The organism is Pseudomonas sp. G.S.17 (genome assembly GCF_038096165.1).
Taxonomy (GTDB): Bacteria; Pseudomonadota; Gammaproteobacteria; order Pseudomonadales; family Pseudomonadaceae; genus Aquipseudomonas.
The window spans coordinates 3,614,314-3,635,671 of sequence record NZ_CP151076.1; the positions used below are offsets into that span (position 1 = coordinate 3,614,314).

Annotated in this window: 24 protein-coding genes; 12 read left to right on the plus strand and 12 right to left on the minus strand. The window is 59.4% G+C overall.

The genetic code is table 11. The annotated features are described in order from the left end of the window. Positions 1-12: 12 nt before the first annotated feature. Positions 13-243, minus strand: a complete 231-nt coding sequence (locus AABC73_RS17040) for a TIGR00366 family protein (RefSeq protein ID WP_341520186.1) — start codon at positions 241-243, stop codon at positions 13-15. Positions 244-865: 622 nt separating this feature from the next. Between AABC73_RS17040 and AABC73_RS17045 the strand changes: the two genes are divergently transcribed. The 4 genes from AABC73_RS17045 to AABC73_RS17060 are packed head-to-tail and all read left to right on the plus strand — an operon-like array spanning position 866 to position 4,328. Then, positions 866-1,462, plus strand: coding sequence for a paraquat-inducible protein A (locus AABC73_RS17045; RefSeq protein ID WP_341520187.1), 597 nt, complete (start codon positions 866-868; stop codon positions 1,460-1,462). After that, positions 1,459-2,094 (plus strand): paraquat-inducible protein A, encoded by a 636-nt coding sequence (locus AABC73_RS17050; protein WP_341520188.1) that lies wholly within the window; start codon positions 1,459-1,461, stop codon positions 2,092-2,094. Before AABC73_RS17045 ends, AABC73_RS17050 begins: the two co-directional genes overlap by 4 nt. Further along, on the plus strand, positions 2,084-3,736 hold the full coding sequence (locus AABC73_RS17055; RefSeq protein WP_341520189.1) for an MlaD family protein: 1,653 nt from the start codon (positions 2,084-2,086) through the stop codon (positions 3,734-3,736). The genes AABC73_RS17050 and AABC73_RS17055 overlap by 11 nt, the downstream gene beginning before the upstream one ends. Positions 3,737-3,764: 28 nt before the next feature. Further along, positions 3,765-4,328 (plus strand): PqiC family protein, encoded by a 564-nt coding sequence (locus AABC73_RS17060; protein ID WP_341520190.1) that lies wholly within the window; start codon positions 3,765-3,767, stop codon positions 4,326-4,328. 22 nt (positions 4,329-4,350) lie between these two features. On the opposite strand, the gene AABC73_RS17065 is transcribed toward AABC73_RS17060, so the two are convergent. The 4 genes from AABC73_RS17065 to AABC73_RS17080 form a co-directional block, all read right to left on the minus strand. Beyond that, a complete protein-coding gene (locus AABC73_RS17065) occupies positions 4,351-4,812 on the minus strand; it encodes a hypothetical protein (protein ID WP_341520191.1) in 462 nt (153 codons plus the stop codon). Next, entirely contained in the window at positions 4,764-5,093 is a 330-nt protein-coding gene (locus tag AABC73_RS17070; protein ID WP_341520192.1) for a hypothetical protein, read from the minus strand. The genes AABC73_RS17065 and AABC73_RS17070 overlap by 49 nt, the downstream gene beginning before the upstream one ends. Positions 5,094-5,107: 14 nt before the next feature. Further along, positions 5,108-5,347: a hypothetical protein gene (locus AABC73_RS17075; RefSeq protein ID WP_341520193.1), complete on the minus strand. Its 240-nt coding sequence runs from the start codon at positions 5,345-5,347 to the stop codon at positions 5,108-5,110. A gap of 139 nt (positions 5,348-5,486) precedes the next feature. Then, a complete protein-coding gene (locus AABC73_RS17080) occupies positions 5,487-6,857 on the minus strand; it encodes a PLP-dependent aminotransferase family protein (RefSeq protein ID WP_331152378.1) in 1,371 nt (456 codons plus the stop codon). A 133-nt stretch (positions 6,858-6,990) separates the two neighbouring features. Here AABC73_RS17080 and AABC73_RS17085 point away from each other — a divergent pair, with 133 nt between their 5' ends. Genes AABC73_RS17085 through AABC73_RS17105 form a run of 5 tightly spaced genes read left to right on the plus strand, consistent with a single transcriptional unit; the run spans position 6,991 to position 12,184 of the window. After that, positions 6,991-8,277, plus strand: coding sequence for a hydroxymethylglutaryl-CoA reductase, degradative (locus AABC73_RS17085; protein WP_341520194.1), 1,287 nt, complete (start codon positions 6,991-6,993; stop codon positions 8,275-8,277). Beyond that, positions 8,277-9,203: a hydroxymethylglutaryl-CoA lyase gene (locus AABC73_RS17090; RefSeq protein WP_341520195.1), complete on the plus strand. Its 927-nt coding sequence runs from the start codon at positions 8,277-8,279 to the stop codon at positions 9,201-9,203. Before AABC73_RS17085 ends, AABC73_RS17090 begins: the two co-directional genes overlap by 1 nt. A 57-nt stretch (positions 9,204-9,260) precedes the next feature. Further along, complete coding sequence (locus AABC73_RS17095; RefSeq protein ID WP_341520196.1) at positions 9,261-9,737, plus strand: hypothetical protein; 477 nt, start codon at positions 9,261-9,263, stop codon at positions 9,735-9,737. Continuing rightward, a complete protein-coding gene (locus AABC73_RS17100; RefSeq protein ID WP_341520197.1) occupies positions 9,734-11,122 on the plus strand; it encodes a tripartite tricarboxylate transporter permease in 1,389 nt (462 codons plus the stop codon). The genes AABC73_RS17095 and AABC73_RS17100 overlap by 4 nt, the downstream gene beginning before the upstream one ends. 39 nt (positions 11,123-11,161) lie before the next feature. Beyond that, entirely contained in the window at positions 11,162-12,184 is a 1,023-nt protein-coding gene (locus AABC73_RS17105) for an SMP-30/gluconolactonase/LRE family protein (RefSeq protein WP_341520198.1), read from the plus strand. Between the two features lie 120 nt (positions 12,185-12,304). On the opposite strand, the gene AABC73_RS17110 is transcribed toward AABC73_RS17105, so the two are convergent. Further along, complete coding sequence (locus AABC73_RS17110; RefSeq protein WP_341524265.1) at positions 12,305-12,679, minus strand: SDR family oxidoreductase; 375 nt, start codon at positions 12,677-12,679, stop codon at positions 12,305-12,307. 35 nt (positions 12,680-12,714) lie between these two features. Between AABC73_RS17110 and AABC73_RS17115 the strand changes: the two genes are divergently transcribed. Next, positions 12,715-13,596 carry an AraC family transcriptional regulator gene (locus AABC73_RS17115; protein ID WP_341520199.1) on the plus strand — a complete coding sequence of 294 codons (882 nt, stop codon included), beginning with the start codon at positions 12,715-12,717 and terminating at the stop codon, positions 13,594-13,596. Positions 13,597-13,689: 93 nt separating this feature from the next. Here the strand turns inward: AABC73_RS17115 and AABC73_RS17120 are convergent, their stop codons facing one another. Genes AABC73_RS17120 through AABC73_RS17130 form a run of 3 tightly spaced genes read right to left on the minus strand, consistent with a single transcriptional unit; the run spans position 13,690 to position 15,825 of the window. Further along, positions 13,690-14,667 carry a saccharopine dehydrogenase NADP-binding domain-containing protein gene (locus AABC73_RS17120; protein WP_341520200.1) on the minus strand — a complete coding sequence of 326 codons (978 nt, stop codon included), beginning with the start codon at positions 14,665-14,667 and terminating at the stop codon, positions 13,690-13,692. Further along, entirely contained in the window at positions 14,664-15,065 is a 402-nt protein-coding gene (locus AABC73_RS17125; RefSeq protein ID WP_341520201.1) for a VOC family protein, read from the minus strand. The genes AABC73_RS17120 and AABC73_RS17125 overlap by 4 nt, the downstream gene beginning before the upstream one ends. A gap of 16 nt (positions 15,066-15,081) precedes the next feature. After that, positions 15,082-15,825, minus strand: coding sequence for an SDR family oxidoreductase (locus AABC73_RS17130; RefSeq protein WP_341520202.1), 744 nt, complete (start codon positions 15,823-15,825; stop codon positions 15,082-15,084). A gap of 153 nt (positions 15,826-15,978) precedes the next feature. On the opposite strand from AABC73_RS17130, the gene AABC73_RS17135 reads away from it, so the two are divergent. After that, positions 15,979-16,887, plus strand: coding sequence for an AraC family transcriptional regulator (locus AABC73_RS17135; protein WP_341524266.1), 909 nt, complete (start codon positions 15,979-15,981; stop codon positions 16,885-16,887). Here the strand turns inward: AABC73_RS17135 and AABC73_RS17140 are convergent. The 3 genes from AABC73_RS17140 to AABC73_RS17150 form a co-directional block, all read right to left on the minus strand. Further along, entirely contained in the window at positions 16,865-18,799 is a 1,935-nt protein-coding gene (locus tag AABC73_RS17140; RefSeq protein ID WP_341520203.1) for an ATP-binding protein, read from the minus strand. The genes AABC73_RS17135 and AABC73_RS17140 overlap by 23 nt on opposite strands. Positions 18,800-18,814: 15 nt before the next feature. After that, positions 18,815-19,381: a PAS domain-containing protein gene (locus tag AABC73_RS17145; RefSeq protein WP_341520204.1), complete on the minus strand. Its 567-nt coding sequence runs from the start codon at positions 19,379-19,381 to the stop codon at positions 18,815-18,817. Between the two features lie 72 nt (positions 19,382-19,453). Continuing rightward, positions 19,454-20,386 (minus strand): LysR family transcriptional regulator, encoded by a 933-nt coding sequence (locus AABC73_RS17150; protein WP_341520205.1) that lies wholly within the window; start codon positions 20,384-20,386, stop codon positions 19,454-19,456. A gap of 111 nt (positions 20,387-20,497) precedes the next feature. On the opposite strand from AABC73_RS17150, the gene AABC73_RS17155 reads away from it, so the two are divergent. Then, entirely contained in the window at positions 20,498-21,325 is an 828-nt protein-coding gene (locus AABC73_RS17155) for an SDR family oxidoreductase (RefSeq protein ID WP_341520206.1), read from the plus strand. Positions 21,326-21,358 lie beyond the last annotated feature (33 nt).

A 21,358-nucleotide genomic window follows, 5' to 3' on the forward strand; every position in this document is an offset into this window, starting at 1 on the left:
GCGCTGTGAGACCTATCTTGAAAAAATAGCTGGAATTTTGGCGCCAATATTCAGTTGATGGCTATTTAACATCATGGATCGCCTGTTTACAACAAAAGCAGCAGCGAAGCGCCACAGACAAAGGCCCCAACCAGAGACGTCGCGAAGGTAAAACCCAGTACCCGTTCCGGCCATCGCTACCACTGGTGCGGCCCAGAATGGTTGCAGCATGTTGGAGAGCTGTTTGCCCATGACCACGGCCATGGTGGTGTACGTGCCAGGCTGATCAACCGGGTAATCCGCTGCACCACTGGCGCATGGGCCAACGGATCACCGAGCACCAATACCAAGGTGATCTGCAAGGCGAAGGTAAAAATGTTGAATAAGCCTTTGTACCCGCCAGACAAACGTCCGTGACCAAGGCATGGCAGTTGGTGTAATGCGCAACGACGCGAATATTCTGGGACAGCGACTGGCCCCACGTGACGGAAGATCGCAAAGCTGACGACACCGTGCAGACCAGCAGGCGGCGATCAGCCATGACCTTCTCGAATTGATCAACACGCTCCAGCGGGTCTCAGCCTATCTGGTCGGATGCGTCTGGGGCGCAAGACTCACGACGTCATGAAAACCGCTGTCTCACCGGGTATTGGGAAGAAATTTGGAGGCTGCACGTTAAGTTCGGCAGTTGGCATCAATCTCTACCTTGGCTCAGACAAGGTAGAGATTGAGCCCGAGTAACTTGCGCATAGAGCTTTTCGAAGTAAAAACAGGATTGCTTACTTTGTTTGGCATTAGATCATTCGTGGATTGGTCCTTGCCTATTATTGCGGCGCTTCTATATTCAACTGAGTTTTGATACTTCTCACTCAATGAAGAAGCGTTCATGACACAACTTGACTCACTGATCATTTGCGAATATTGCGACGCGGTCTACGACACTGCTCCGCTGGTCAAACAGCAGAAAGCCTATTGCGTTTGCTGTGGTGCCGTCATTCAGCGTTACTCCGCCGTTACGCTGCAACAGCGAATGGCGTTATGTGTAACTGCCGCTGTCCTGCTGGTCTTCGCCAACTTCTATCCCGTGATGAGTATCAGTTTGCAAGGGTTGAAAAACTCGGCGACGTTATGGGATTCCGTCGCTGCCCTGAGTAACGGCCCCATTCTGTTCATTGCGCTGGTGGCTGGCATTTCGATTATTGTCGCGCCTGTTTTGCAGGTCATTCTATTGATCTGGGTGCTGGCGTTTGCCCTGGCCAGACGGCGCTCGCCGGCATTCAGCTTTTGCATGCGCTGGCTGGAATCCTTGCGCCCCTGGAGCATGCTCGAAGTCTGCCTGCTGGGCGCCATGGTCGCGGTGTTCAAACTGGCCGGATTGCTGGACGTGGTGCCGGGTATCGGGCTGGCCGCCCTGGCCGCACTGAGCATTCTGATGATCAAGATCGCCGGACGTGATGTCCGGGTTCTATGGAATCAACCGTGAACACGCCGCCGCGGGCCGTGGATCTGAACCTGTGTCTTTGCCACAGTTGCGGGCGGGCTTGCGACGCCACCGACCACCCGCAGCAGTGCGACCGCTGCGGGGCGCCCTTGCATGCGATCAAACCCGATTCATTGACGCGCACCTGGGCCTATTTACTGGCCGCATTGATTCTCTATGTGCCAGCCAATCTGCTGCCGGTGATGAACACCAGCATGCTCGGCAGCGGCGCAGACAGCACGATCATCACTGGCGTGCTGGAATTCTGGGAAGCCGGTGCCTGGGACATTGCCGCGATTATCTTTATCGCCAGCATTGGCGTGCCTGCGATCAAGTTTGGCGCATTGACGCTGCTGCTGATCACCTCGCAACGGCGCAGCTCTTGGGCTTGCCGGCAACGTTCGAAGTTATTCCGTTTTGTAGAACTGGTGGGCTACTGGTCAATGCTGGATGTGCTGGTGGTCGCACTCGTGGCTGCGTTGGTCAAATTTGACGCACTGGGGGACATCGAGCCTCGGGTCGGGATTCTTTTTTTTGGCATGGTCGTGGTGTTCACCATGCTTTCGGCGATGAGTTTCGACCCGCGCCTGATCTGGCCAAACGCGCCGAACAAGGATGTCCGAGATGGCCCATGAAACCTCGAAGGGCCCGCCCGCACCAGGCGCGATCAAGACTTCCAGCCGTTGGAGCGTTTCGCTGGTGTGGATCGTGCCGATCATTGCCTTGCTGGTCGGCATTTCCCTGGTGGTTCACAACAGAATGCAGGCCGGTCCGGAAATAACCATCACCTTCAAGACCGGTGAAGGCCTCACCGCTGAAAAGACCCAGGTCAAATACCGCAATGTGGTGATCGGCCATGTGTCGGAAGTCGAGCTGAGCGAAGACCAGAAAAGCGTCACGGCGACCGTCAAACTCGCCAAACAAGCCGCGTCGTTCACCCGGGAAGATGCCAAATACTGGGTGGTGCGCCCGCGCATCGGCGCCGGTGGCGTGTCCGGGATCGACACGCTGCTGTCGGGCGCCTTCATCGGCGCTGATTCCGGCGCATCGCAACGCACCGTCAAGACCTTCATCGGGCTCGAAGCACCGCCGCCGATTACCTACGGCGAACCGGGAAAACGCTTCACCCTGACGACCAAGGATCTGGCTTCCCTGGATATCGGCTCGCCGATTTATTACCGCAAAATTCCGGTGGGTCAGGTCGTCGGCTATGCGCTGGATAAAGACGGAAAAGGAGTCGATGTCGAGGTTTTCATCAATGCACCGAACGATTCCTACGTCACCAGCAATACCCGTTTCTGGAACGCCAGTGGCATCGATATCGGCGTGAACGCCAACGGGTTTTCGGTGAAAACCGAATCGCTGTCAGCGGTACTCATCGGTGGCATCGCCTTCGGCGCTCCCGAATATGGGCTTGCCAGCGCCGTCGCGACCGAGGGCAGCCGATTCGATCTGTTCACCGACGCACAGACCGCCCTCGCTCCGCCGCCGGGTAGAGCGCAATATCTGGCATTGCGCTTTGACCAGGCGCTCAGAGGCTTGAAGGTCGGTGCGCCGGTTGAATTTCAGGGCCTGGAGATCGGCAAGGTGGTATCGATCAATCTGGATTTCGACCTCAAGACCCGAAGCTTCCCGATCATTGTCGGCATCGTCATTTACCCGGAAAGCATGGGGCAGGCGCACGTCAAGATGCTCGCGTTGCTCAAGCATGATCCCAGCGATCTTGAAGGAGGGATCCGCATTATCGGCAGTTTCGTTGAACACGGGTTGCGCGCCCAGGCCCGCTCGGGAAACCTGTTGACCGGGCAACTGTACATATCCCTGGATTTTTATCCGAAAGCGGAAAAAGTCACCTTCGACCCCAGTGCCCGTCCGGTCATGTTGCCAACTGTGCCCAGCAGCCTCGAACTCTTGCAGGAGCAACTGCAGGCAGTCATCGAAAAAATCGCCAATCTGCCGCTTGATCGTATTGCCACCAATCTGGATGGCAGCCTGAATGAGCTGCGTAACGGCCTCAAACAATTCAACAGCCAGACACTGCCGGGCGTTCGCACCACCCTGGACGACGTGCGAAAAACCTTGAAATCGGCCAGCGCGACTCTGGCCGACGACTCGCCACAACGTGAACAGCTGAGTGACGCGATAGACGAACTGGGGCGTATGTCGCGCTCATTGCGCGATCTATCCGACTATCTGGGCCGCCATCCCGAGTCGCTGATTCGTGGTCGACCCAAAGACTCCCAGTTCGACTCCCAGCCTGAGAAGCGCAGTCCATGAACCGACCACTCAAAGGAGTGAACCCCCGATGCGGGCGACTTTCAACGCACCTTTGCTCATGATTGTTCTGTTGCTGGCCGCCTGCCGCAGCGACCCGGTGCATTACCACACGCTAACGCCGTTGCACTCCGGCGCCCCGCGCTCAGCTCAGGTCGGCGACAGCCTGCGGATCGAGCGGGTCATGGTGCCACCACAAGTTGATCGCTCGCAGATCGTCATCCGCCAAGGCACCAATGAACTGGTCCTTCTGGAAACCGAATGGTGGGGTGCGAGCCTCGCCGATGAAGTGCAGAGCGCGCTGATCAATGAGCTGAACAATCGGCCGGGGGGCAGGGAAAAAATGACCTTGCGCATCGAGGTGCAACGCTTCGATCTGGTCCCAGGCCAATACGCCTTGCTCGACGCCCGATGGCGGATGCGCGCAGGGCAATCCACCGACCAGAACAGCAACGAATTGATCTGCCAGACCATCTTGCAGCAACCTTCCGGGGCTGCGGTCGAGGATCTGGTCATGGCGCAACAGGCCAATCTGCGCAAGCTGGCAATCATTGTCAGCGATGCCAACCGCGCAGGTGCCACGCGATGTCCATGACCGGTCGCGGGTTAGAGCTGTATCAGCTGGCGCCCGTCAACAGCAGCTTTTCTACCTCAGGCGACAGCTGGTTGGCAGCCCCCAGATAATCGATGAGTTCCGCCGCCCTGCTGCCGCGCAAACCGGCCGTGGTCAACTTGCCATCCCGAACGTAGGTATAAAGCCCGGAAACAGCGAAAGCCTTCAACTGACTGATGTTTTCGGCCTGTGCGGACAGCGTGTTCAGGAAAGTCGGGCTGTCGAAGAAACGGCGCCGTGCCAGCGGATTTTCGAATGCGATTTCCAGTATCGCCAATTGGCTGCGAACCGCTGTTGCCGTGTGCGCGACATCAGGCGCAGGCGGATGAGCGCCGTCGTTATCAAAGGCTGAGCAAGGATGCAGGACCAGTTTCAATACCTCATCAGCCTTGGCAAGGGCTGGCGCGAGGTTACTGCTCAGGTAAGCGTGCAGTTGCCCCAGACTTGCGCGAGGGCTGAAGTGCACATGGATGCGGTCAAACCGGTCCGGGCCATTGTAAGTCGCGTCGTCCAAACGGGACCCCGCTCGCCCAATGCAACCTTGGATGCCTGCACCCGGGCACGCGCCAGCTTTAGCCGCGAGTCATCTTCTGCCGACTTCGCCTGCCTGACCTCACGGCGCGCAGACATCAGCTCGCTGACCAGTTGCTGACGCAGTTCTTCCGGCAGCGACGGATTGCTGCAACGCCACAGTTGACCTTTGACCACAAAGTAACGGCCATCGGGTGTTCCGGGATAGGTGGGCATCATTGATCCGGCCGTTAGACAGCCACCTGAGTGACGAGGCTCTCACCAGAGATCGTGCAGGCGATGTGGTTCAGTCGTACTTCGCCCTCTTGAAAAATCTGCATCATTCGTTGTATTGCCTGAGCATCCGCTGAGTTTCCCGCAGCCTCAAGCCGCCCGGCGATACGGGACAGCTCTACCGAAGACCATTTCAGATCTGAGCTGATTCCTTGCAAGTCACGTCGTATCTGGGAGTTGCTGCCAGCCACTTTCATCGGGTTTCCGTCCGTTGCTCATAGGATGATGGAGCATGCGAGTACTGGATATATGTACAGCAAAGACAAATGTACTCCAATCAGTGCTCGGCGTTCAAGCAAGCATCGATAAATGGCGAATTTATCAACAGGCTGCCATTCAAGGTTTCAACACGACTTTAAGCAGTGGATCGTTGAGGTACGCGACATTGAGCCTCGTCCAGGGATTGATCCGCGACTGCTCCGGCGAAAAAATATGGCCGGGCGCGATCATGAATCCCTTGGGCAGCAATTTTCGGGTCAGCTCCCGGGCATCGTCGATGTGTGCAAACCTGGCCCATAGATACAGACTCTGTTCCGGGCGATAGAACACCTCGGCGCCGATCTCATCCAGCATTTGCAGGCCCTCTGCGGTTGCCGTTTTCAGGCGCTCCTGGAGGCGGATCAAATGCCGCAGGAAATGCCCCTCGGTGAGAATCACATCCACCGTGCGCTCGCAGAACTCCGAAGAACTGGTGTGCAGCAACATCTTCAGATCGCCCAGCTCATCGATCACTTCCTTGCTGCCCGCGATGAAGCCAACCCGCAGCGCCGCTGAAACCGACTTGGAGAAACTGCCGACATACAGCGAGTGTTTCAGCTGGTCGAGCGCCGAGACCTTGATCGCCGAAGCCGGTTTGAAATCGGCCAGCGCGTCGTCGTCCACCAGAATGAAATTATGTTCCTCAGCCAACTGCACCAACCGGTGGGCTTTACTCGGTGACAGGTCGGAGCCCGTTGGGTTGTGGCCCACCGACTGGATAAAAAACAGTTTCGGCTTATGCACACGCAAATACTGCTCCAGCACGGCCATGTCCGGCCCGTCGGGCAAGCGCGGCACCGCGAGCATTCGTGCGCCTTGCAATTGCAGCTTGCCGAACAGCGGGTAGTAGCCGGGATCCTCGACGAGCACCGAATCCCCTGCCGCCAGGAAACGGCGGATGATCAGGTCCAGGGCGTGATTGGCGCCGTGGGTGGTGACGATTTGTCGGGGGCTGGCAGCAATCGAATAGGTCGCCAGTTTCTGCACCAGATGCTGCCGCAAGCCGGCATTGCCCAAGCGGTTGCCATAACGAAACAGCGTCGTCACGCCAGTACGCATGATCTGTCGGGTGAATTTGTCCAGGCGCAGATCCATCAGCCACTCAACCGGCGGAAAACCCTCGCCCAGCGGCGAATGACCCGGCTCGCGAACGAACTGTTGGCGCATCAGCCAGATCGTGTCCATCGCCCGGGCATAAGGCAACGGCTCTTCCGGCTCAGCGCTGCTGGGCGCGCCTTGTTTGACGAAAAAACCCTGTCCGTGACGCGCTTCGATCAGCCCTTGGGAAGCAAGGGACTCGTAGGCGTTGATCACGGTGTTTTTCGAATGACCCAGCAACCGCATGCATTCGCGCAGCGACGGCAAACGGTCGCCGACACGATAGGTGCCATTGGCAATCTGCTCCGCCAGGGATGCCGTCAACTGTTGAGCCAGCGTCAACCGCGCCATGGTTCGGTCCTGAAAAAATATTCACTGAGGGTACAGCTTAGGTACTGTCTGTCCAAACTGTACCTTCTTTGCCGGTACAGACCGGTCTAGGGTGGCAACACTCAAAAACAAAAATCTGTACAGGACCCCTCTCATGAGCATTGACTCACGCCTTCCCATGTTCCGAGGCATGTCCCCCGCCGAACGCCTGGACCACCTGCGCGAACTTCTTGATCTGCCTGCCGACGACGTCGCCCTCCTCCGTGACGCGGGTGCGCTGCCGCTGGAAATCGCCGACGGCATGATCGAAAACGTGATCGGCAAGTTCGAGCTGCCTTATGCAGTGGCGAGCAACTTCCAGATCAATGGCCGCGACGTCATCGTGCCGTTGGTGGTCGAGGAGCCTTCGGTGGTTGCGGCGGCTTCGTTCATGGCCAAGCTGGCTCGCGAAGCTGGCGGTTTCCAGACGTCAAGCTCGCTGCCGCTGATGCGTGCCCAGGTGCAGATCGTCGAGGTCTGCGACCCGTACAACGCCCGCTTGAGCCTGATGCGGCGCAAGGACGAAATCATCGAACTGGCAAACCGCAAGGATCAGCTGCTCAACAAGCTGGGCGGCGGCTGTCGGGATATCGAAGTCCACACTTTCGCACAAAGCCCCCGTGGCCCGATGCTGGTGGCGCACCTGATCGTCGACGTGCGCGATGCCATGGGCGCCAACACCGTGAATACCATGGCGGAAGCGGTCGCGCCGTTGATGGAGGAAATCACCGGCGGCAAAGTCAGGTTGCGGATTCTGTCCAACCTCGCTGACCTGCGCCTGGCCCGCGCCCAGATTCGTATCGCCCCGCAACTGCTGACCACCACCACCTTCAAGGGCGAGGATGTCATCGAAGGCATTCTTGATGCGTACAACTTCGCGGTGATTGATCCCTACCGGGCCGCCACCCACAACAAGGGCATCATGAACGGCATCGACCCGCTGATCGTTGCCACGGGCAATGACTGGCGCGCGGTTGAGGCCGGGGCTCATGCGTATGCCTGCCGCAATGGGCATTACGGCTCGTTGACCACCTGGGAAAAAGACGGCCAAGGCAATCTGGTGGGCACCCTGGAAATGCCCATGCCGGTTGGGCTGGTCGGCGGCGCCACCAAGACCCATCCGCTGGCGCAGCTGTCCTTGCGTATCCTGGGCGTGAAGACCGCTCAAGAATTGGCCGAAATCGCCGTCGCGGTTGGTCTGGCGCAGAATCTGGGTGCTTTGCGCGCGCTTTCCACCGAAGGCATACAACGCGGGCACATGGCGTTGCACGCGCGCAACATCGCGCTTTCGGCCGGCGCCAAAGGCGATGAAGTCAGCTGGCTGGTCAAGCAGATGGTCGACGCGGGGGATGTGCGCTCCGACCATGCCGCAGAACTGCTCAAGCAAAAGCGAGCCCCGTGATGAGCTGCGCTGGCGAACAGGCTGTCCGGCTGGTTGAAGTGGGCGCCCGCGATGGCTTGCAGAACGAGCCGCGGATACTTGCGCCGCAGCTGCGCGTGCAATTGCTGGAGCGTCTGGCTAATGCAGGATTGCGCACCATTGAGGCGGGTGCTTTTGTTTCGCCACGCTGGGTGCCGCAAATGGCGGGCTCGGACGAGGTGTTCAACGCCTTGCCGGTGCGTTCCGGCGTGACCTGGACAGCGCTGGTGCCCAATGTGCAGGGACTCGAAGCCGCGCTGGCCGCAGGTTGTAGTGAGGTGGCGGTATTTGCCGCCGCATCGGAAGCTTTCTCGCAAAGGAATATCAACTGTTCGATTGCCGAAAGCCTCGCGCGTTTTCAGCAGGTCATGCTGCGCGCGCAAGAGGCCGGCGTCCGGGTGCGCGGCTATGTTTCCTGCGTCATGGGCTGTCCGTTTACAGGTCAGGTCCAACCCGATGCCGTCGCCGCCGTCAGCGCTTCGCTCTACGAAATGGGTTGTTATGAAATCAGCCTGGGCGACACCATCGGTGCGGGTACACCAGCGGCAACCAAAGCGCTGCTGCAAGCCTGTAGCGAAGTGGTCCCCGTAAGCGCGCTGGCGGGTCATTTTCATGACACGTACGGGATGGCCATTGCAAACATTTACGCGGCACTCGAGGCCGGTGTGCGGGTATTCGACAGCTCCGTGGCGGGTTTGGGTGGTTGCCCTTATTCGCCCGGCGCAACGGGTAATGTGGCCAGCGAAGACGTGATCTACCTGCTGGACGGCTTGGGGTTGAGCCACGGGGTCGACCTTGATTCATTGATCGAGACCGGCGAATTCATCAACGCCGAGCTGGGCCGCGAAACAGCGTCCCGGGTATCCCGCGCGCTGCTCGCGAAACGTCGAACGTCAGCACTGGCTTAAGCTGCATCTCTTCACCTTCATAACAATAAAAGCCCGCAAGGGCAGTGGGAGAATCCTTTGAAATCCGAACTGTATGAAGTTTGGGGCGACACGGTAGACGGTCGTCATCTGATCTACGCCATCGCCATTGGTGCCATCGTCAGCCTGGGGGCGTTTTTCATCGCCAGGCACCTGCTGGTCGGCTGGGTTGCTTCGGCGCAAATGGCTCGCGCGTATGCCATGTTGATCGGCATCGTTGGTTGCCTGGCAGGCGGCGCCATCAGCGCCACGCTGTTCAAACCCAAGCGCCATGTCACGGAGCATCAGGCCGATCCAGCCTGGCGCGCCCAGGTCTTGCTCGAACTGCAGAACGAGTTCGGCGATCTGGGCAAACTCTCCGACTTGCCGCCGGCCACGATTGCCGAGCTTCGCGAGATGGACCTGTATGAACTGTTTGCGGACTATGAGCGGGCACAAGTCGTCTCGGCTAATGGCCCGGAACTGCCCGCGCTGGATGTCGAGGGCGCTGTGAGCATCAAAGGTGGCCAGTCATGATGGCGCCTTTGCTGGATCAGCTGCTCATCGCCTTGGGCATGGGCATTCTGGGTGCGGTGATCTTTGCCGGGATCGGCCTTATCTCTGGCAGCGACGAGACCACGACCCTCGCGCCATTGACCTTGCTGGTCGTGCTGCTCGGGGTTCCTGCGCCGGGCATCCTGACCTTCTTTCTGGCCGGCGCCGTCGCCAAGCACATGACCCACGCGGTACCGACCGCGCTGCTGGGGATTCCCGGCGACACCATGGCCACGCCGCTGATGCGCGAGGCCAACTTCCTGCGCAACCTCGGCGTTCCGCACATTGCCCTGCGCAAGATGATTTCCGGCGCCGTGATCGCCGCGTTGATCGCAGTGCCCATGGCCGTGCTGTTCGCGGTGATGCTCGCGCCGTTCGGCGACATGATCAAGCGTGCCGCGCCGTGGGTATTCCTCGCAGCGGCGGTTGCCATTGCCTGGTTCTCCAAGGGTCGTCTGGCAGCGGTGCTGACCCTGATTCCGTTCGTCATGATCATCGTCGGCCTGCAAAGCATGACCGGGCAGTATGGCGTCAAACTCAGCGTCAGCTACTTCCTCGGCATCGCCATCGGGCCATTGATTGCAGCGCTGTTCTCGATGCTGGCCCCCGCCGAACGGGAAAAAATGCGCAGGCAGGATGTGCGTACGTTCTCCTTGTCGCCGGACGTCAAAAGCTGGGGTGGCTTCTTCCCGAATCCGCTCAAGGTCCTGGACAGCAAGCAAAGCATGTGGACAGGCATTACCGCCGTGATCTCCAGCGCCACCTTTGTTTTCAGCCCAGTGGCGATGACCGTGATCATGGGCGAAATGGTCGGGTCGCGGGTCAAACATGTCTACCATCGCCTCACTACCGTAATCACCGCGCGCAACGGCGTCACCGAGGCGACTTACATCGCCGAAGCGTTGATACCCCTGATCGCCTTCGGCCTGCCGCTCAGCCCGGTCGCGGCTGGCCCGGCCGCGCCGCTGTTCAATGCGCCACCGCGTTTCAGCGTGGATGCGGCAACCGGCCAGGTAAACAACCTGCACTCGATGCTCAGCACCTGGGAGTTTCTCGGCTACGGCATGCTGGCCGTGGTGGTCGCGATCCTGATCGCCTACCCGTTCACCATGAATTACGCGCATCGGGCCGCTTCTTATGTGTCGCGCAAAATCAGCCACGAAGCCGTCATCGCGACCTTTGTCGGCCTGATTCTGGTAATCGGCATCTGGGAAGGTGGCCTGCTCGGGCTGCTGGTGATCATCACCATCGGGTTGTTGGGCGGATTCTTGTCACGTTTTCTGGGCTTCAACATCGGCGTGCAATTCATGGGTTATTACACCGCCGTGCTGACCGTGCCCGCCCTGGTCGCCATGCTGGGTGCATGACACGGGGCAAACAGAACAACAATAATCAGGTGATTTTCAATGCATAAGCACATTCTGGCGTCCATGTTTTTCCTGTTGAGTGCGGGCGCGATCAACGTGCAGGCCGCAGAGTCGATTCCGACGCTCAGCTACCCTGCCGAGGGCCAACAGTTGCAGGCTATTGCTGCGGCGGAAAAAGACCTGCCCACCGTCACCGCCCAGCAATGGCTGAAGGTGTCGGACAAAGGTCTGCAACTGGAAGGACCGTCATTCGACCGGGAAGGCAATTTGCTGTTCGTGGAAGTCTTCGGCGGCCAGGTGTTCAAGGTCGACACCCAGGGCAAGCTCAGTGTCGTGGTGCCGAAAAATGCCTTGGGTTCAGCCGGGCTGGCGATTCATAAGGATGGTCGCCTGTATGTCGCGGGGCTGGGCGACTTCAAGAACACCGGCAATCTGACTGCCTACCAACCCGATGGCTCGGCACCGCAAGTGATGATTGCCGGCAACAAAAACTATCTGGTGGATGATCTGGTGTTCGACAGCACCGGCGGTTTTTACTTCACGGACTTCAAAGGCACTTCCACCGAACCCACCGGCGGCGTTTATTACGTGCCCGCAGACGGCAAAAGCATCGTGCCGATCCTGCCCAGGCTGGCGATTGCCAACGGCATAGCCTTGTCGCCCGACGGCAAGACCCTGTGGGTCACCGAGTTCGCCACAGGTTTGCTGCACCGCATCGAACTGAAGGACGCGACGACCATCGCCCCGTTCGGCGAGGCGGTGATTTATCGCTTCAACGGCCCTTCCCCGGATTCGATGCGCGTGGATCAGGATGGCAATCTGTACGTGGCGCTGTACAGCCAGGGCCGGGTTCTGGTGCTGAATCCGAACGGCCTGCCTATCGGCCAGATCCTGATCCCCGGCCGCGAAAAAGGCCACTTCCTGCGCTCGACCAGCCTGGCAATCAAGCCTGAAACCAACGAGGTATACCTGGTTGCCAGCGACGGTGATCTCGGCGAAGGCAGCGCCATATTCAGAGCCCAGGGGTTTGCCAAGGCGCTGAAGCTGTATTCGCATCAATGATTTCAGCCGACTTTGATCACGACCTTGCCGAATGCGCCTCTGGCCAGATGCTCATAGGCTTCGCGGGCCTGCTCGAATGGGTAAACCTTGTCGCTCAGTTCCCGCCCTTTATCGAGCCGATCAGTAACCCACTCCGCGCACGCCGCCTGAGGCCCGGATGGATTCGCCGGTGATCCAATGCGAGTCCCCGGATGCGAGAAAAACCGCCAGCGGCGCGATGTCTTCCGGCTCGCCGAAACGGCCCAATGGCGTACCCGCGATGAGTTTTTCGCCGAACGCACCGGCAAAGTTGCCGTCAGTCGCAGGCGTATTGGTGTGGCCAGGCAAGATGGAATTGACCCGGATACCGCGCGCGCCCAGCTCTCTGGCCAAGGCGAAGGTCAAGGTATCGACGGCGCCTTTGGTGGCGGAATAAACGCTGGAAGCCAGATAGGGATCGGTACTGAGAATGGAGCTGATATTGATGATGCTGCCCGACTCGCCGAACAACTTCACCGCCTCCCGAACCGCCAGCAGATAACCCAATACAGATGGATGAACTGCGCAGCATCGTGATGCGCGCGCAAAACAAGTGGACCGATACCGGGCTGCCGCGCGTGGCGATGGTCCGGGCCGAAGCCTGCGCGGATCAGATTTATCAGCCAATGCTGCACCTGGTGCTTCAGGGCACCAAGACGCTGTCGATTGGCGACCAGCTTTCGAGTTACCCAACCAACAGCTATTTCGTGGTTCCCGTGGATGTTCCCGCCACGGGCCAGATTCACCCGTGCGCGGCGGGCTTGCCCTATCTCGCGATCAGCCTGACCCTGAACCCGTGCGTCATTGCCACGTTGCTGGATGACGAGGTGAAAACCCGCGCGCAGCCAGTCTCGAGCTGCTTCGCTGCGGTGCCTGCGCCCGCCGACATGATTGATGCGTGGTTGCGCATGATGCGGCTCATGGACCGCCCTAACGAAGCGGCGGTGTTGGCGCCGATGATCGAGCGGGAGATTTTGTTTCGCGTGTTGCAAGGCCCGTTGGGAGGCATGCTGCGCGATATCGCGCGTCCAGATGGGCGATTGGCGCAGATCCGTCGCGCCACTGAATGGATTCGCGAGCACTACACCGAACCCTTCCGGGTGGAGCCGCTGGCAGCAATGGCCGACATGAGCGTTGCGGCGTTCTATCGGCATTTCAAGGCCATCACCGCCATGACCCCCATTCAGTACCAAAAACGCCTGCGCCTGCTGCGAGCGCGCTGGCTACTGTTGTTCGATCCGCGCGACGCAGCGTCCATCGCGTTTGCCGTCGGTTATGAAAGCGCCTCGCAATTCAGCCGGGAATACGCCCGCCTGTTTGGTCTGCCGCCTGCTCGCGACGCCGCGAGATTCAAATCCCCTGAGGTGGCGCATGTACCACCTTTTCGCGAATAAATTCGCTCCCACAATCTGGAAATCGGCGCGATCCTGTGCAGACTGCGTGGGACCGGATTTATCCGGGAAGGCGTCGGCTCAGACAACACATTGCTAAAAATCGCTGATCGTCGTCCCGACGATGGTCTCGGCAAATCCGCCACCGAACAGTCGAGCTGGGGTTTCGAAGCCGGTGCGGCGTTCGCCGGCCAGAACCCGTCGCGCGGCTTCGACGGCGGCCAGCGGCGTATAGGAATAACCGTTGACGGTTTCGATCACTGATCGCGCAACCCCGCCGTCGGCTGCCGTGACCTCAGCCACGGCTCTGGCCCGATGAGCGTCACGCTCCTGGGCAGTCGGCCCATCAGGCAGCTGCGATGGATCCCCTTCAGGAAAAGCATCACCCGCGATATGCACGAACATGGCGATGTTGGGGATTCCCGTCGAATGCCAGCCGGTGACCAGATCACCGAACGACAGCGGAAAACACAGCACCGGACCCTCGCCAAAATCGAAGTGACGCGGTTGCGCATCCGGAGTTGGAATGATTTCCCCGTCGACCCGTGCCAACAGGCCCGCACCAATGATTTCGCTGACGCTCAGCGCCGAACCTCGCGACATTGAGCCCGGAACCTGCAGCGCAATGTTCAGCGATTGGGGATCCTGCACCCGCTGTGCGATATGAACCGCCAGGCAGTCAGTCGGCACCACGTCCCAGCCGACGCCGGGCAGCAGCATGACACCCGCGTTAACCGCTTCTACGCCCAACTGCTCCGCCAGCCGATAGACATTGATCTCAGCCGTAATGTCCAGATAATCGACGCCCGCCTTCAGGCATGCCCGCATCAGCGGTTCAGCAGTCTGCGCGAATGGTCCGGCGAAATTCAGCAAGACATCGATGCCAAACAGAGACTGGTCTGCGTCGGCATCGGCAGCAAACACACGCATGGGCACGTCCAGTTGCTCGGCGAGATCTACCAGTTGTAGTCGATTGCGTCCGGCGATCACGAAATCCAGCCCCAAGGCTTTCGCCCGCTCTGCCGCCATGCGCCCGGTATAACCTGTCGCGCCGTAGATCAGTAATGTGCTCATTGCGCGTGCTGCCAATTCTTGTAGACGAACTCAAGGCTGTAACCGTCAGGATCCAGCACGTTTGCCGCGTAATAGTTCGGGTCGTAATGCAGACGAGCACCCGGAGCGCCATTGTCGACCGCACCGTTTTCCATGGCCGCAGCGTAGGCGGCATCGACCTCGGCCTTGCTGTTCGCTACGAAACCCACGTGAACCGCTCGCCCTTCCACAATGCCCTCGCGTAACCAGAAGAACATTCGCCCATCGGCGCCGAAGCCCTTGAGGTCCGGATGTCCCGGCGGGCCGTCCTTGCCGTCGAAATCATGTCGAGCGGTAATCCCGAGCGGCGTTAGCGCCGCTTCGTAGAAACCCACTGAGCGTTCGATGTCACTGACAGAAATGAAGATGTGATCCAGCATGTCATCGCCTCGCGATTCAGATGATATAGCCGCCCGCGACTTCAATAGTCTGAGCATTGATCCAGCTGCCTTCTTCGCCAAGCAGCATGGCGATAACGCGCGCCACATCCTGCGGCTCACCGACTCGGCCAAGGGCGGTCTGCGATGCCAGCAGCGCTTCGAATTCGTCATTCAGCCCGCCGCCCAATTCGGTGCGGATTGCCCCCGGCGAAACCGCATTGGCACGGATGCGTCGGTCGCCGAACTCCTTCGCCATGTACCGCGTGAGTACGTCCAGCCCGCCCTTGAACGCTGCATAGGGAGCGACGCCCGCAGTTGCGACCCGAGTCGTGGCGCTGGTCAGATTGACGATGCTCGCGCCCTCATTCAGCGACGGCAGCAGGGCTTGAGTCAGGAAAAACGGGCCTTTGAGGTGAACATTGAACAGGCCGTCGAATTGCGCTTCAGTGACCGATTGCAGCGGATTGAACAGGCCGTAGCCCGCGTTATTGACCAAGCCATCGAGCCTGTCTACGCCCCAGGTTGTCTGCAACGCCTGCACCACGGCCTGGCGAAAACGCTCGAAGCCGCTGACTTCAGCAACGTCGAGCTTGAGCGCAACGGCCTTGCCGCCCGCCGACTCAATTCGGCTTACAACGGTTTGCGCAGCCTCTGGATTGCTGTTGTAAGTCAGGATGATGCCCATGCCACGCTGAGCGCAAAGTTCGGCAGTGCTGGCCCCAATGCCACGGCTGCCGCCGGTGATAACAATAACGCCCATGTGCTGCTCCACTGTCGATGAGATGAGTCACCACGTTACCGATGACCTTCGACGCCAGCGCAGCCATTTCTACCCGAATCCTGCCTGTTTCTGCTTTTTGCTTGCGCGGTCCATACGCCTGCGTTCAGCATGGCCGTCATGAATACTGCGCTGATCAACCATCAACTTACCGAACTGCGCGCCCTGGCTGCCAGGGCCGAGAACCGCCGTACGGAAACACGCATCCCGCGCGTGGCCATGGTTCAAGGCAAGATCCCTGAGCACATGTTGGCTGCGGTCTACGACCCGATGATCAACCTGATCCTGCAGGGCAGCAAAGCCATGACGGTTGGCGACCGCACGTTGCGCTATGACCCGGCGACGTATTTCGTCATGTCCATCGAGTTGCCCGCAGTGGGCTCGGTGCACCCGGCAGCTTCCGGCGAACCTTACCTGGCGGTCAGCCTGACCCTTGAGCCAACGGTGCTGGCGACGTTGCTGGCCGATCTGCCAAAGGCCACCGACCGTTACGAAAACGAAGCCGGATTTTCCGTGGCAGCCGTCACGCCGGAGTTGATGGACGCCTGGCTGCGCATGCTGCGGTTGATGGACCGGCCCGAGGAAATCGCCGCCCTCGCCCCGGTTTACGAGCGCGAGATTCTCTACCGGGTTCTGCAAGGGCCCCATGGCTGGATGCTGCGGGAAATCGCCGCGCCGGACACAGCCATGGCTCGCGTCAGCCTGGCGATCCAGTGGATACGGCGCAATTTTGCCGAAACGATCAGAGTGGAGACGCTGGCGCAGCGTGCGGCAATGAGCGTGTCGGCCTTTCACCGGCACTTCAAGGCGGTCACGACGTTGAGCCCTTTGCAGTATCAGAAGCGGGTTCGCTTGCTCCAGGCGCGGATGCTGATGGTCGCCAGCGCCAGAAGCGTCACCAACGCCGCCTTCGAGGTCGGCTACGAAAGCGCGACCCAGTTCGGCCGTGATTATGCGCGGATATTCGGCCTGCCCCCGGCACGGGATGCGGCGAGAATTCTGGGCGAGACCAAAGGCTCCGTCAGCTCTCGATCAGACTCTTGATCCGCACGGCCAGGCCTTCTACCGAGAAAGGCTTGGTCATTACATGCATGTTGGCATCGAGATCGCCGCTGCCGATGACGGCGTTTTCTGCATAGCCGGTGATGAACAATATCTTCAGATCCGGACGACTGGCGCGGGAATAATCAGCCATCTGGCGACCGTTCATGCCGCCTGGCAAACCGACGTCGGTGACCAACAGATCAATCCGGGCATTGGACTCGAGAATTCGCAGCCCGGACGCGCCATCGGCGGCTTCCAAAGCGGTGTAGCCCAACTCTTCCAGAATTTCTGCCACCAAATGACGCACTGTGGGTTCGTCATCGACCACCAACACCGTTTGCCCCTCGGACGCCCGGGGCATTTCCAGGGGTTGCGAAGGGACCTGCTCGACGTGTCGGGTCGTTTCCTGCGGCAGGTACAGTCGCACGGTAGAGCCTTTCCCGACTTCCGAATAGATTTTCGCCTGCCCGCCGGATTGCCTGATAAAGCCGTAGATCATCGACAGGCCCAGGCCGGTCCCCATACCCAGCGGCTTGGTGGTGAAAAACGGCTCAAATGCCTTGGCCACTACGGCCGGGCTCATGCCGACGCCGGTATCGATAACGCTTAACGACACGTAGTTTCCCGGGGAGAGATCAAAGGCATCGGCGGCGCGAACGTCCAGGGCACAATTGGCGGTTTCCACCACCAGCTTGCCGCCTGCGGGCATCGCATCACGGGCATTGATACAGAGATTCAACAAGGCATTTTCCAGCTGATTGCCGTCGACGTTGCTGGTCCACAATGCCTCATCGAGGAGCATGCGGGTTTCAACCGCCGGACCTACGGTACGAACGATCAGATCCTGCATGCCGGCGACCAGCCGATTGATATCAGTCGGCTTGGGATCAAGTGTCTGTCGCCGGGAAAACGCCAGAAGCCTGTGAGTCAAGGCGGCCGCCCGCTGGGACGATCCGTGCGCCGAGTTGACATATTTTTCGAGCTCATTGATGCGCCCTTGCCCTATCCGGGTCTGCATCATCTCCAGGCTGCCGGAAATTCCGGTCAGCAGGTTGTTGAAATCGTGGGCGATGCCGCCGGTCAACTGCCCTACCGCCTCCATTTTCTGGGATTGGCGGAGCTGCTCTTCAGAACGCATCAGTTCCTGGGTTCGGTCCTGGACAAGCTGCTCCAGGGAAGCGTTGAGCTGCCGCAGATCGTTTTCAGCCCTGCGCCGGGCGATGGCGCTGCGGGTGCGGCCCGCTGCATCTGCGGTAAAGCGCATTTCCCCTGCCGTCCAGGCATACGGTTCATTGCGCATAGCACACAAAGCAGCCACGGTTTTGCCGTTTTCCACCAATGGCACGCTGAGCAGCGCCCCTATGCCAGCCCGCAACAAGCCCTGCGCATTGCAGGAACCGGGATCGTTCGCGACATCAGCGATCGACAGTGGCTTGCCCAGTGCCAATTGACTGGAAAACCAGTCCGATTCATTGTCGTTCCAGAGACCATCCAGCGTGGATTCCGCAGCGTCGGGCCAGCTCCGACCGCTCAGGACAAGCTGCCCGTCAGGATTGATCGACAAATAACACGCAGCGTCGCATTCAAGGACGCTGCCCAAGGTCGCAGAAACGCTACATGCCATGTGTTCGGGTTCTGGCATGTCGCGTAACGCGTCACTCAGTTCGAGCAGTGCCTGGCGCCTGGCTAGTGCACGGTGAGCCTCGGTCACTTCTTGAAAAATAATCGTGAATCTATCGTCTTCCAGTGGATGCACACGGCCCTCAAACCAGCGTCTGATGCCCGCAACCGGATGATTGAACGCTGAGGTTTTTTGCTGATTGACCGCCGCTGCGACCTCGTCAATCCAGAAACTCTCAATGTCTGGAAACAACTGCCGGACTGTTCGGCCCCGCACTTCTGCGCTGGTCACGCCGACAACCTGCGCCTAGGCAGGGTTAACGTCCAGATATCGCCAGTCGCTGACCGTACCATCGGCCTCACGAATGAGCTCACCGAGGATGAACCCGTCGTCGAGCCGCTCGAAAATACCCCGCCAGTACTCTTCACTTTGTCGCAGCGCCAATTCCGCATTGCGGCGCGCGGTGATATCCGTGAACAGCACTGCGACGATCTTCTGCTCAGTACTGATAGCCGTGGCATGCACTTCAAACCACCGACGCAGCGCCTCGCCGTAATGTTCGAAGCGTATTGGCTCGCCGGTGTCAGCCACTTTGCCGTAGACGTCGAACCAGTGCTGGTCCTGATCGGGCACCATGTCCCGAATCCATCGGCCTTTGGCATCGGCCAGGCCGGAATGCTGTTCGAAAACGCGATTGGTCTCGATAAACCGGTAATCGCACGGACGCCCATCGTCATCAAATTTCATTTCGATGATGCAAAAGCCGGTTTCGATGGAATCCAGCAGTTGTCGGTATTGTCTTCGCGCAACGGCCAGATCGGCCTTTAGCCGTTCGTTTTCGGTTTGAAGAGTATGGGTGTCAGCGTGACTCATGTACGTCCCTGTGGGTGACGGTATTCGGTGCCTAGGCTTGTTTAGCTTGAAGAGCCTGACTTTATCATCCAATCATTCGGCCTGACCCGCAGTTTCTAATGACACTCCCTGAGCACCATCACGAATGACCTCGATGAACGCTCTCAAGCCTCTCGGTACATGGCGATGGCCCGGATAGTACAAACACAATCCGGTGATGTCTGGACACCAATCCTCCAACACCGTCACCAGTTGTCTGTTCACCAGATAACGGGCGGCGGTCTGCTCCGGCACATAAGCAATGCCCAGCCCGCGAGCGGCTGCGTCGGCCATGATTTCGGCGTTAGCCAGCGTCAGCGCTCCAGAGACCTCCAGCGTCAACGGCTGGCCGTGCTTTGCAAACTCCCAGCGATAGGGTTTGCCGCTTGGCAGGCGAATGCAAATACATTGATGACCACGCAGATCGTCAGGGGTTAGCGGCGCCGGATGCTCATGCAGATAAGTCGGCGAGGCCACGGCGAGAGAGCGCGTATCCGCCCCCAGGCGCACGGCGATCATGTCCTGCGGCACCGATTCCCCCAGACGAATGCCGGCATCGAAACCCTCAGCAACGATATCGACCAGTTTGCCATCAGTGACCAGATCCACCGCCATCTGCGGAAAGCGTGTCAGGAACGCCGGCAGTATTGCTTCCAGCAGAAAGCGCGCTGCGGGCTCGCTCGCACTGATCCGCAACGTGCCACCGGGAAGATCGCGGAACTGGTTGACCTCTTCCACCGCCAGCTCGAACTCGCGGAGCATTGCCGCGAGCCTCGTAACCAAGCGTTCACCTGCGGCAGTAGGCGCGACGCTGCGCGTGGTGCGATTGAGCAGACGCACGCCGAGGTTGGCTTCCAGCGTGCGCATCATGTGACTCAGGGTCGATGCCGAAAGCCCAAGTTCATCGGCGGCCTTGCGAAAGCTGCGATGGGAGACGATCAGCGCCAAGGCGCTCAGCTCGACAAGGGACAGGGGCAACTGATTCATGGGTTTATTTCACCAGTCCATCCGGAATTGACCGGATAGTACCAGCAGTCATCGCGCACTAGTGTGGTCTTGCCGATGGGCAACATGCTCAATCACCAGGAGATTACAGCGATGAATAAAACATGGTTAGTAACCGGAAGTTCTTCAGGAATTGGCCGGGCGCTGGTCGAACAGTTGCTGCAACGCGGTGAACGGGTGGCGGCCACTTTGCGCAAAACAGAGGCGCTGAGTGACCTGAAAGCACGTTATGGCGAACAGTTGTGGCTGGCGGCGCTGGATGTAAACGACCCACTCGCCATTCGCGAAGTGATGCGACAAGCGTTCAGCGAATTGGGGCGCATCGATGTAGTGGTCAGCAATGCGGGTTACGCGCTGTTTGGCGCCGCCGAAGAAGTCAGCGATGAGCAGATCGGCCAGCAACTGCAGACCAATCTGATCGGTTCGATGCAGGTTATCCGCGCTTGTCTGCCGTATCTGCGAGAGCAAGGTGGCGGCCGGATTTTACAAGTGTCGTCCGAGGGCGGCCAACTCGCTTACCCCAACTTCAGTATTTATCACGCGAGCAAATGGGCCATCGAAGGTTTTGTGGAATCCGTGGCTCAAGAGGTTGCGCCGTTCGGTATCGAATTCACCCTGGTGGAACCGGGCCCGACCCGTACCAACTTCGGCGCGGCGCTGGTCAGCCCGCCAGTGATGGACGTCTACGAGCAAACCCCTGCAGGTGAAGTGCGCCGCGCGATCACCAGTGGCGCATTCCCCCTCAACGGCGACCCGCTGAAGATGGCCAACGCCATGATCGAAGCTGCCAACGCCCAGCCTGCCCCGAAACGGTTGTTGCTTGGCAGTGATGCCTATGACCGGGTGCACGCGACGTTGACTGAGCGACTGCACCAGCTCGAACAGCAGGAGGCACTTGCCCGGAGTACCGAGATTGATTGAGTAGGCGGTCACTCGCCCCCACGCTTTCGCAGA

What these genes read in the sequence shown, in the direction of transcription:
- AABC73_RS17060 (WP_341520190.1), top strand. Translation starts at nt 3,765, where the DNA reads ATGCGGGCGACTTTCAACGCACCTTTGCTCATGATTGTTCTGTTGCTG.
- AABC73_RS17105 (WP_341520198.1), top strand. Translation starts at nt 11,162, where the DNA reads ATGCATAAGCACATTCTGGCGTCCATGTTTTTCCTGTTGAGTGCGGGC.
- AABC73_RS17100 (WP_341520197.1), top strand. Translation starts at nt 9,734, where the DNA reads ATGATGGCGCCTTTGCTGGATCAGCTGCTCATCGCCTTGGGCATGGGC.
- AABC73_RS17040 (WP_341520186.1), bottom strand. Translation starts at nt 243, where the DNA reads ATGGCCGTGGTCATGGGCAAACAGCTCTCCAACATGCTGCAACCATTC.
- AABC73_RS17145 (WP_341520204.1), bottom strand. Translation starts at nt 19,381, where the DNA reads ATGAGTCACGCTGACACCCATACTCTTCAAACCGAAAACGAACGGCTA.
- AABC73_RS17120 (WP_341520200.1), bottom strand. Translation starts at nt 14,667, where the DNA reads ATGAGCACATTACTGATCTACGGCGCGACAGGTTATACCGGGCGCATG.
- AABC73_RS17055 (WP_341520189.1), top strand. Translation starts at nt 2,084, where the DNA reads ATGGCCCATGAAACCTCGAAGGGCCCGCCCGCACCAGGCGCGATCAAG.
- AABC73_RS17080 (WP_331152378.1), bottom strand. Translation starts at nt 6,857, where the DNA reads ATGGCGCGGTTGACGCTGGCTCAACAGTTGACGGCATCCCTGGCGGAG.
- AABC73_RS17090 (WP_341520195.1), top strand. Translation starts at nt 8,277, where the DNA reads ATGAGCTGCGCTGGCGAACAGGCTGTCCGGCTGGTTGAAGTGGGCGCC.
- AABC73_RS17075 (WP_341520193.1), bottom strand. Translation starts at nt 5,347, where the DNA reads ATGAAAGTGGCTGGCAGCAACTCCCAGATACGACGTGACTTGCAAGGA.
- AABC73_RS17130 (WP_341520202.1), bottom strand. Translation starts at nt 15,825, where the DNA reads ATGGGCGTTATTGTTATCACCGGCGGCAGCCGTGGCATTGGGGCCAGC.
- AABC73_RS17125 (WP_341520201.1), bottom strand. Translation starts at nt 15,065, where the DNA reads ATGCTGGATCACATCTTCATTTCTGTCAGTGACATCGAACGCTCAGTG.
- AABC73_RS17045 (WP_341520187.1), top strand. Translation starts at nt 866, where the DNA reads ATGACACAACTTGACTCACTGATCATTTGCGAATATTGCGACGCGGTC.
- AABC73_RS17155 (WP_341520206.1), top strand. Translation starts at nt 20,498, where the DNA reads ATGAATAAAACATGGTTAGTAACCGGAAGTTCTTCAGGAATTGGCCGG.
- AABC73_RS17115 (WP_341520199.1), top strand. Translation starts at nt 12,715, where the DNA reads ATGGATGAACTGCGCAGCATCGTGATGCGCGCGCAAAACAAGTGGACC.
- AABC73_RS17070 (WP_341520192.1), bottom strand. Translation starts at nt 5,093, where the DNA reads ATGCCCACCTATCCCGGAACACCCGATGGCCGTTACTTTGTGGTCAAA.
- AABC73_RS17085 (WP_341520194.1), top strand. Translation starts at nt 6,991, where the DNA reads ATGAGCATTGACTCACGCCTTCCCATGTTCCGAGGCATGTCCCCCGCC.
- AABC73_RS17150 (WP_341520205.1), bottom strand. Translation starts at nt 20,386, where the DNA reads ATGAATCAGTTGCCCCTGTCCCTTGTCGAGCTGAGCGCCTTGGCGCTG.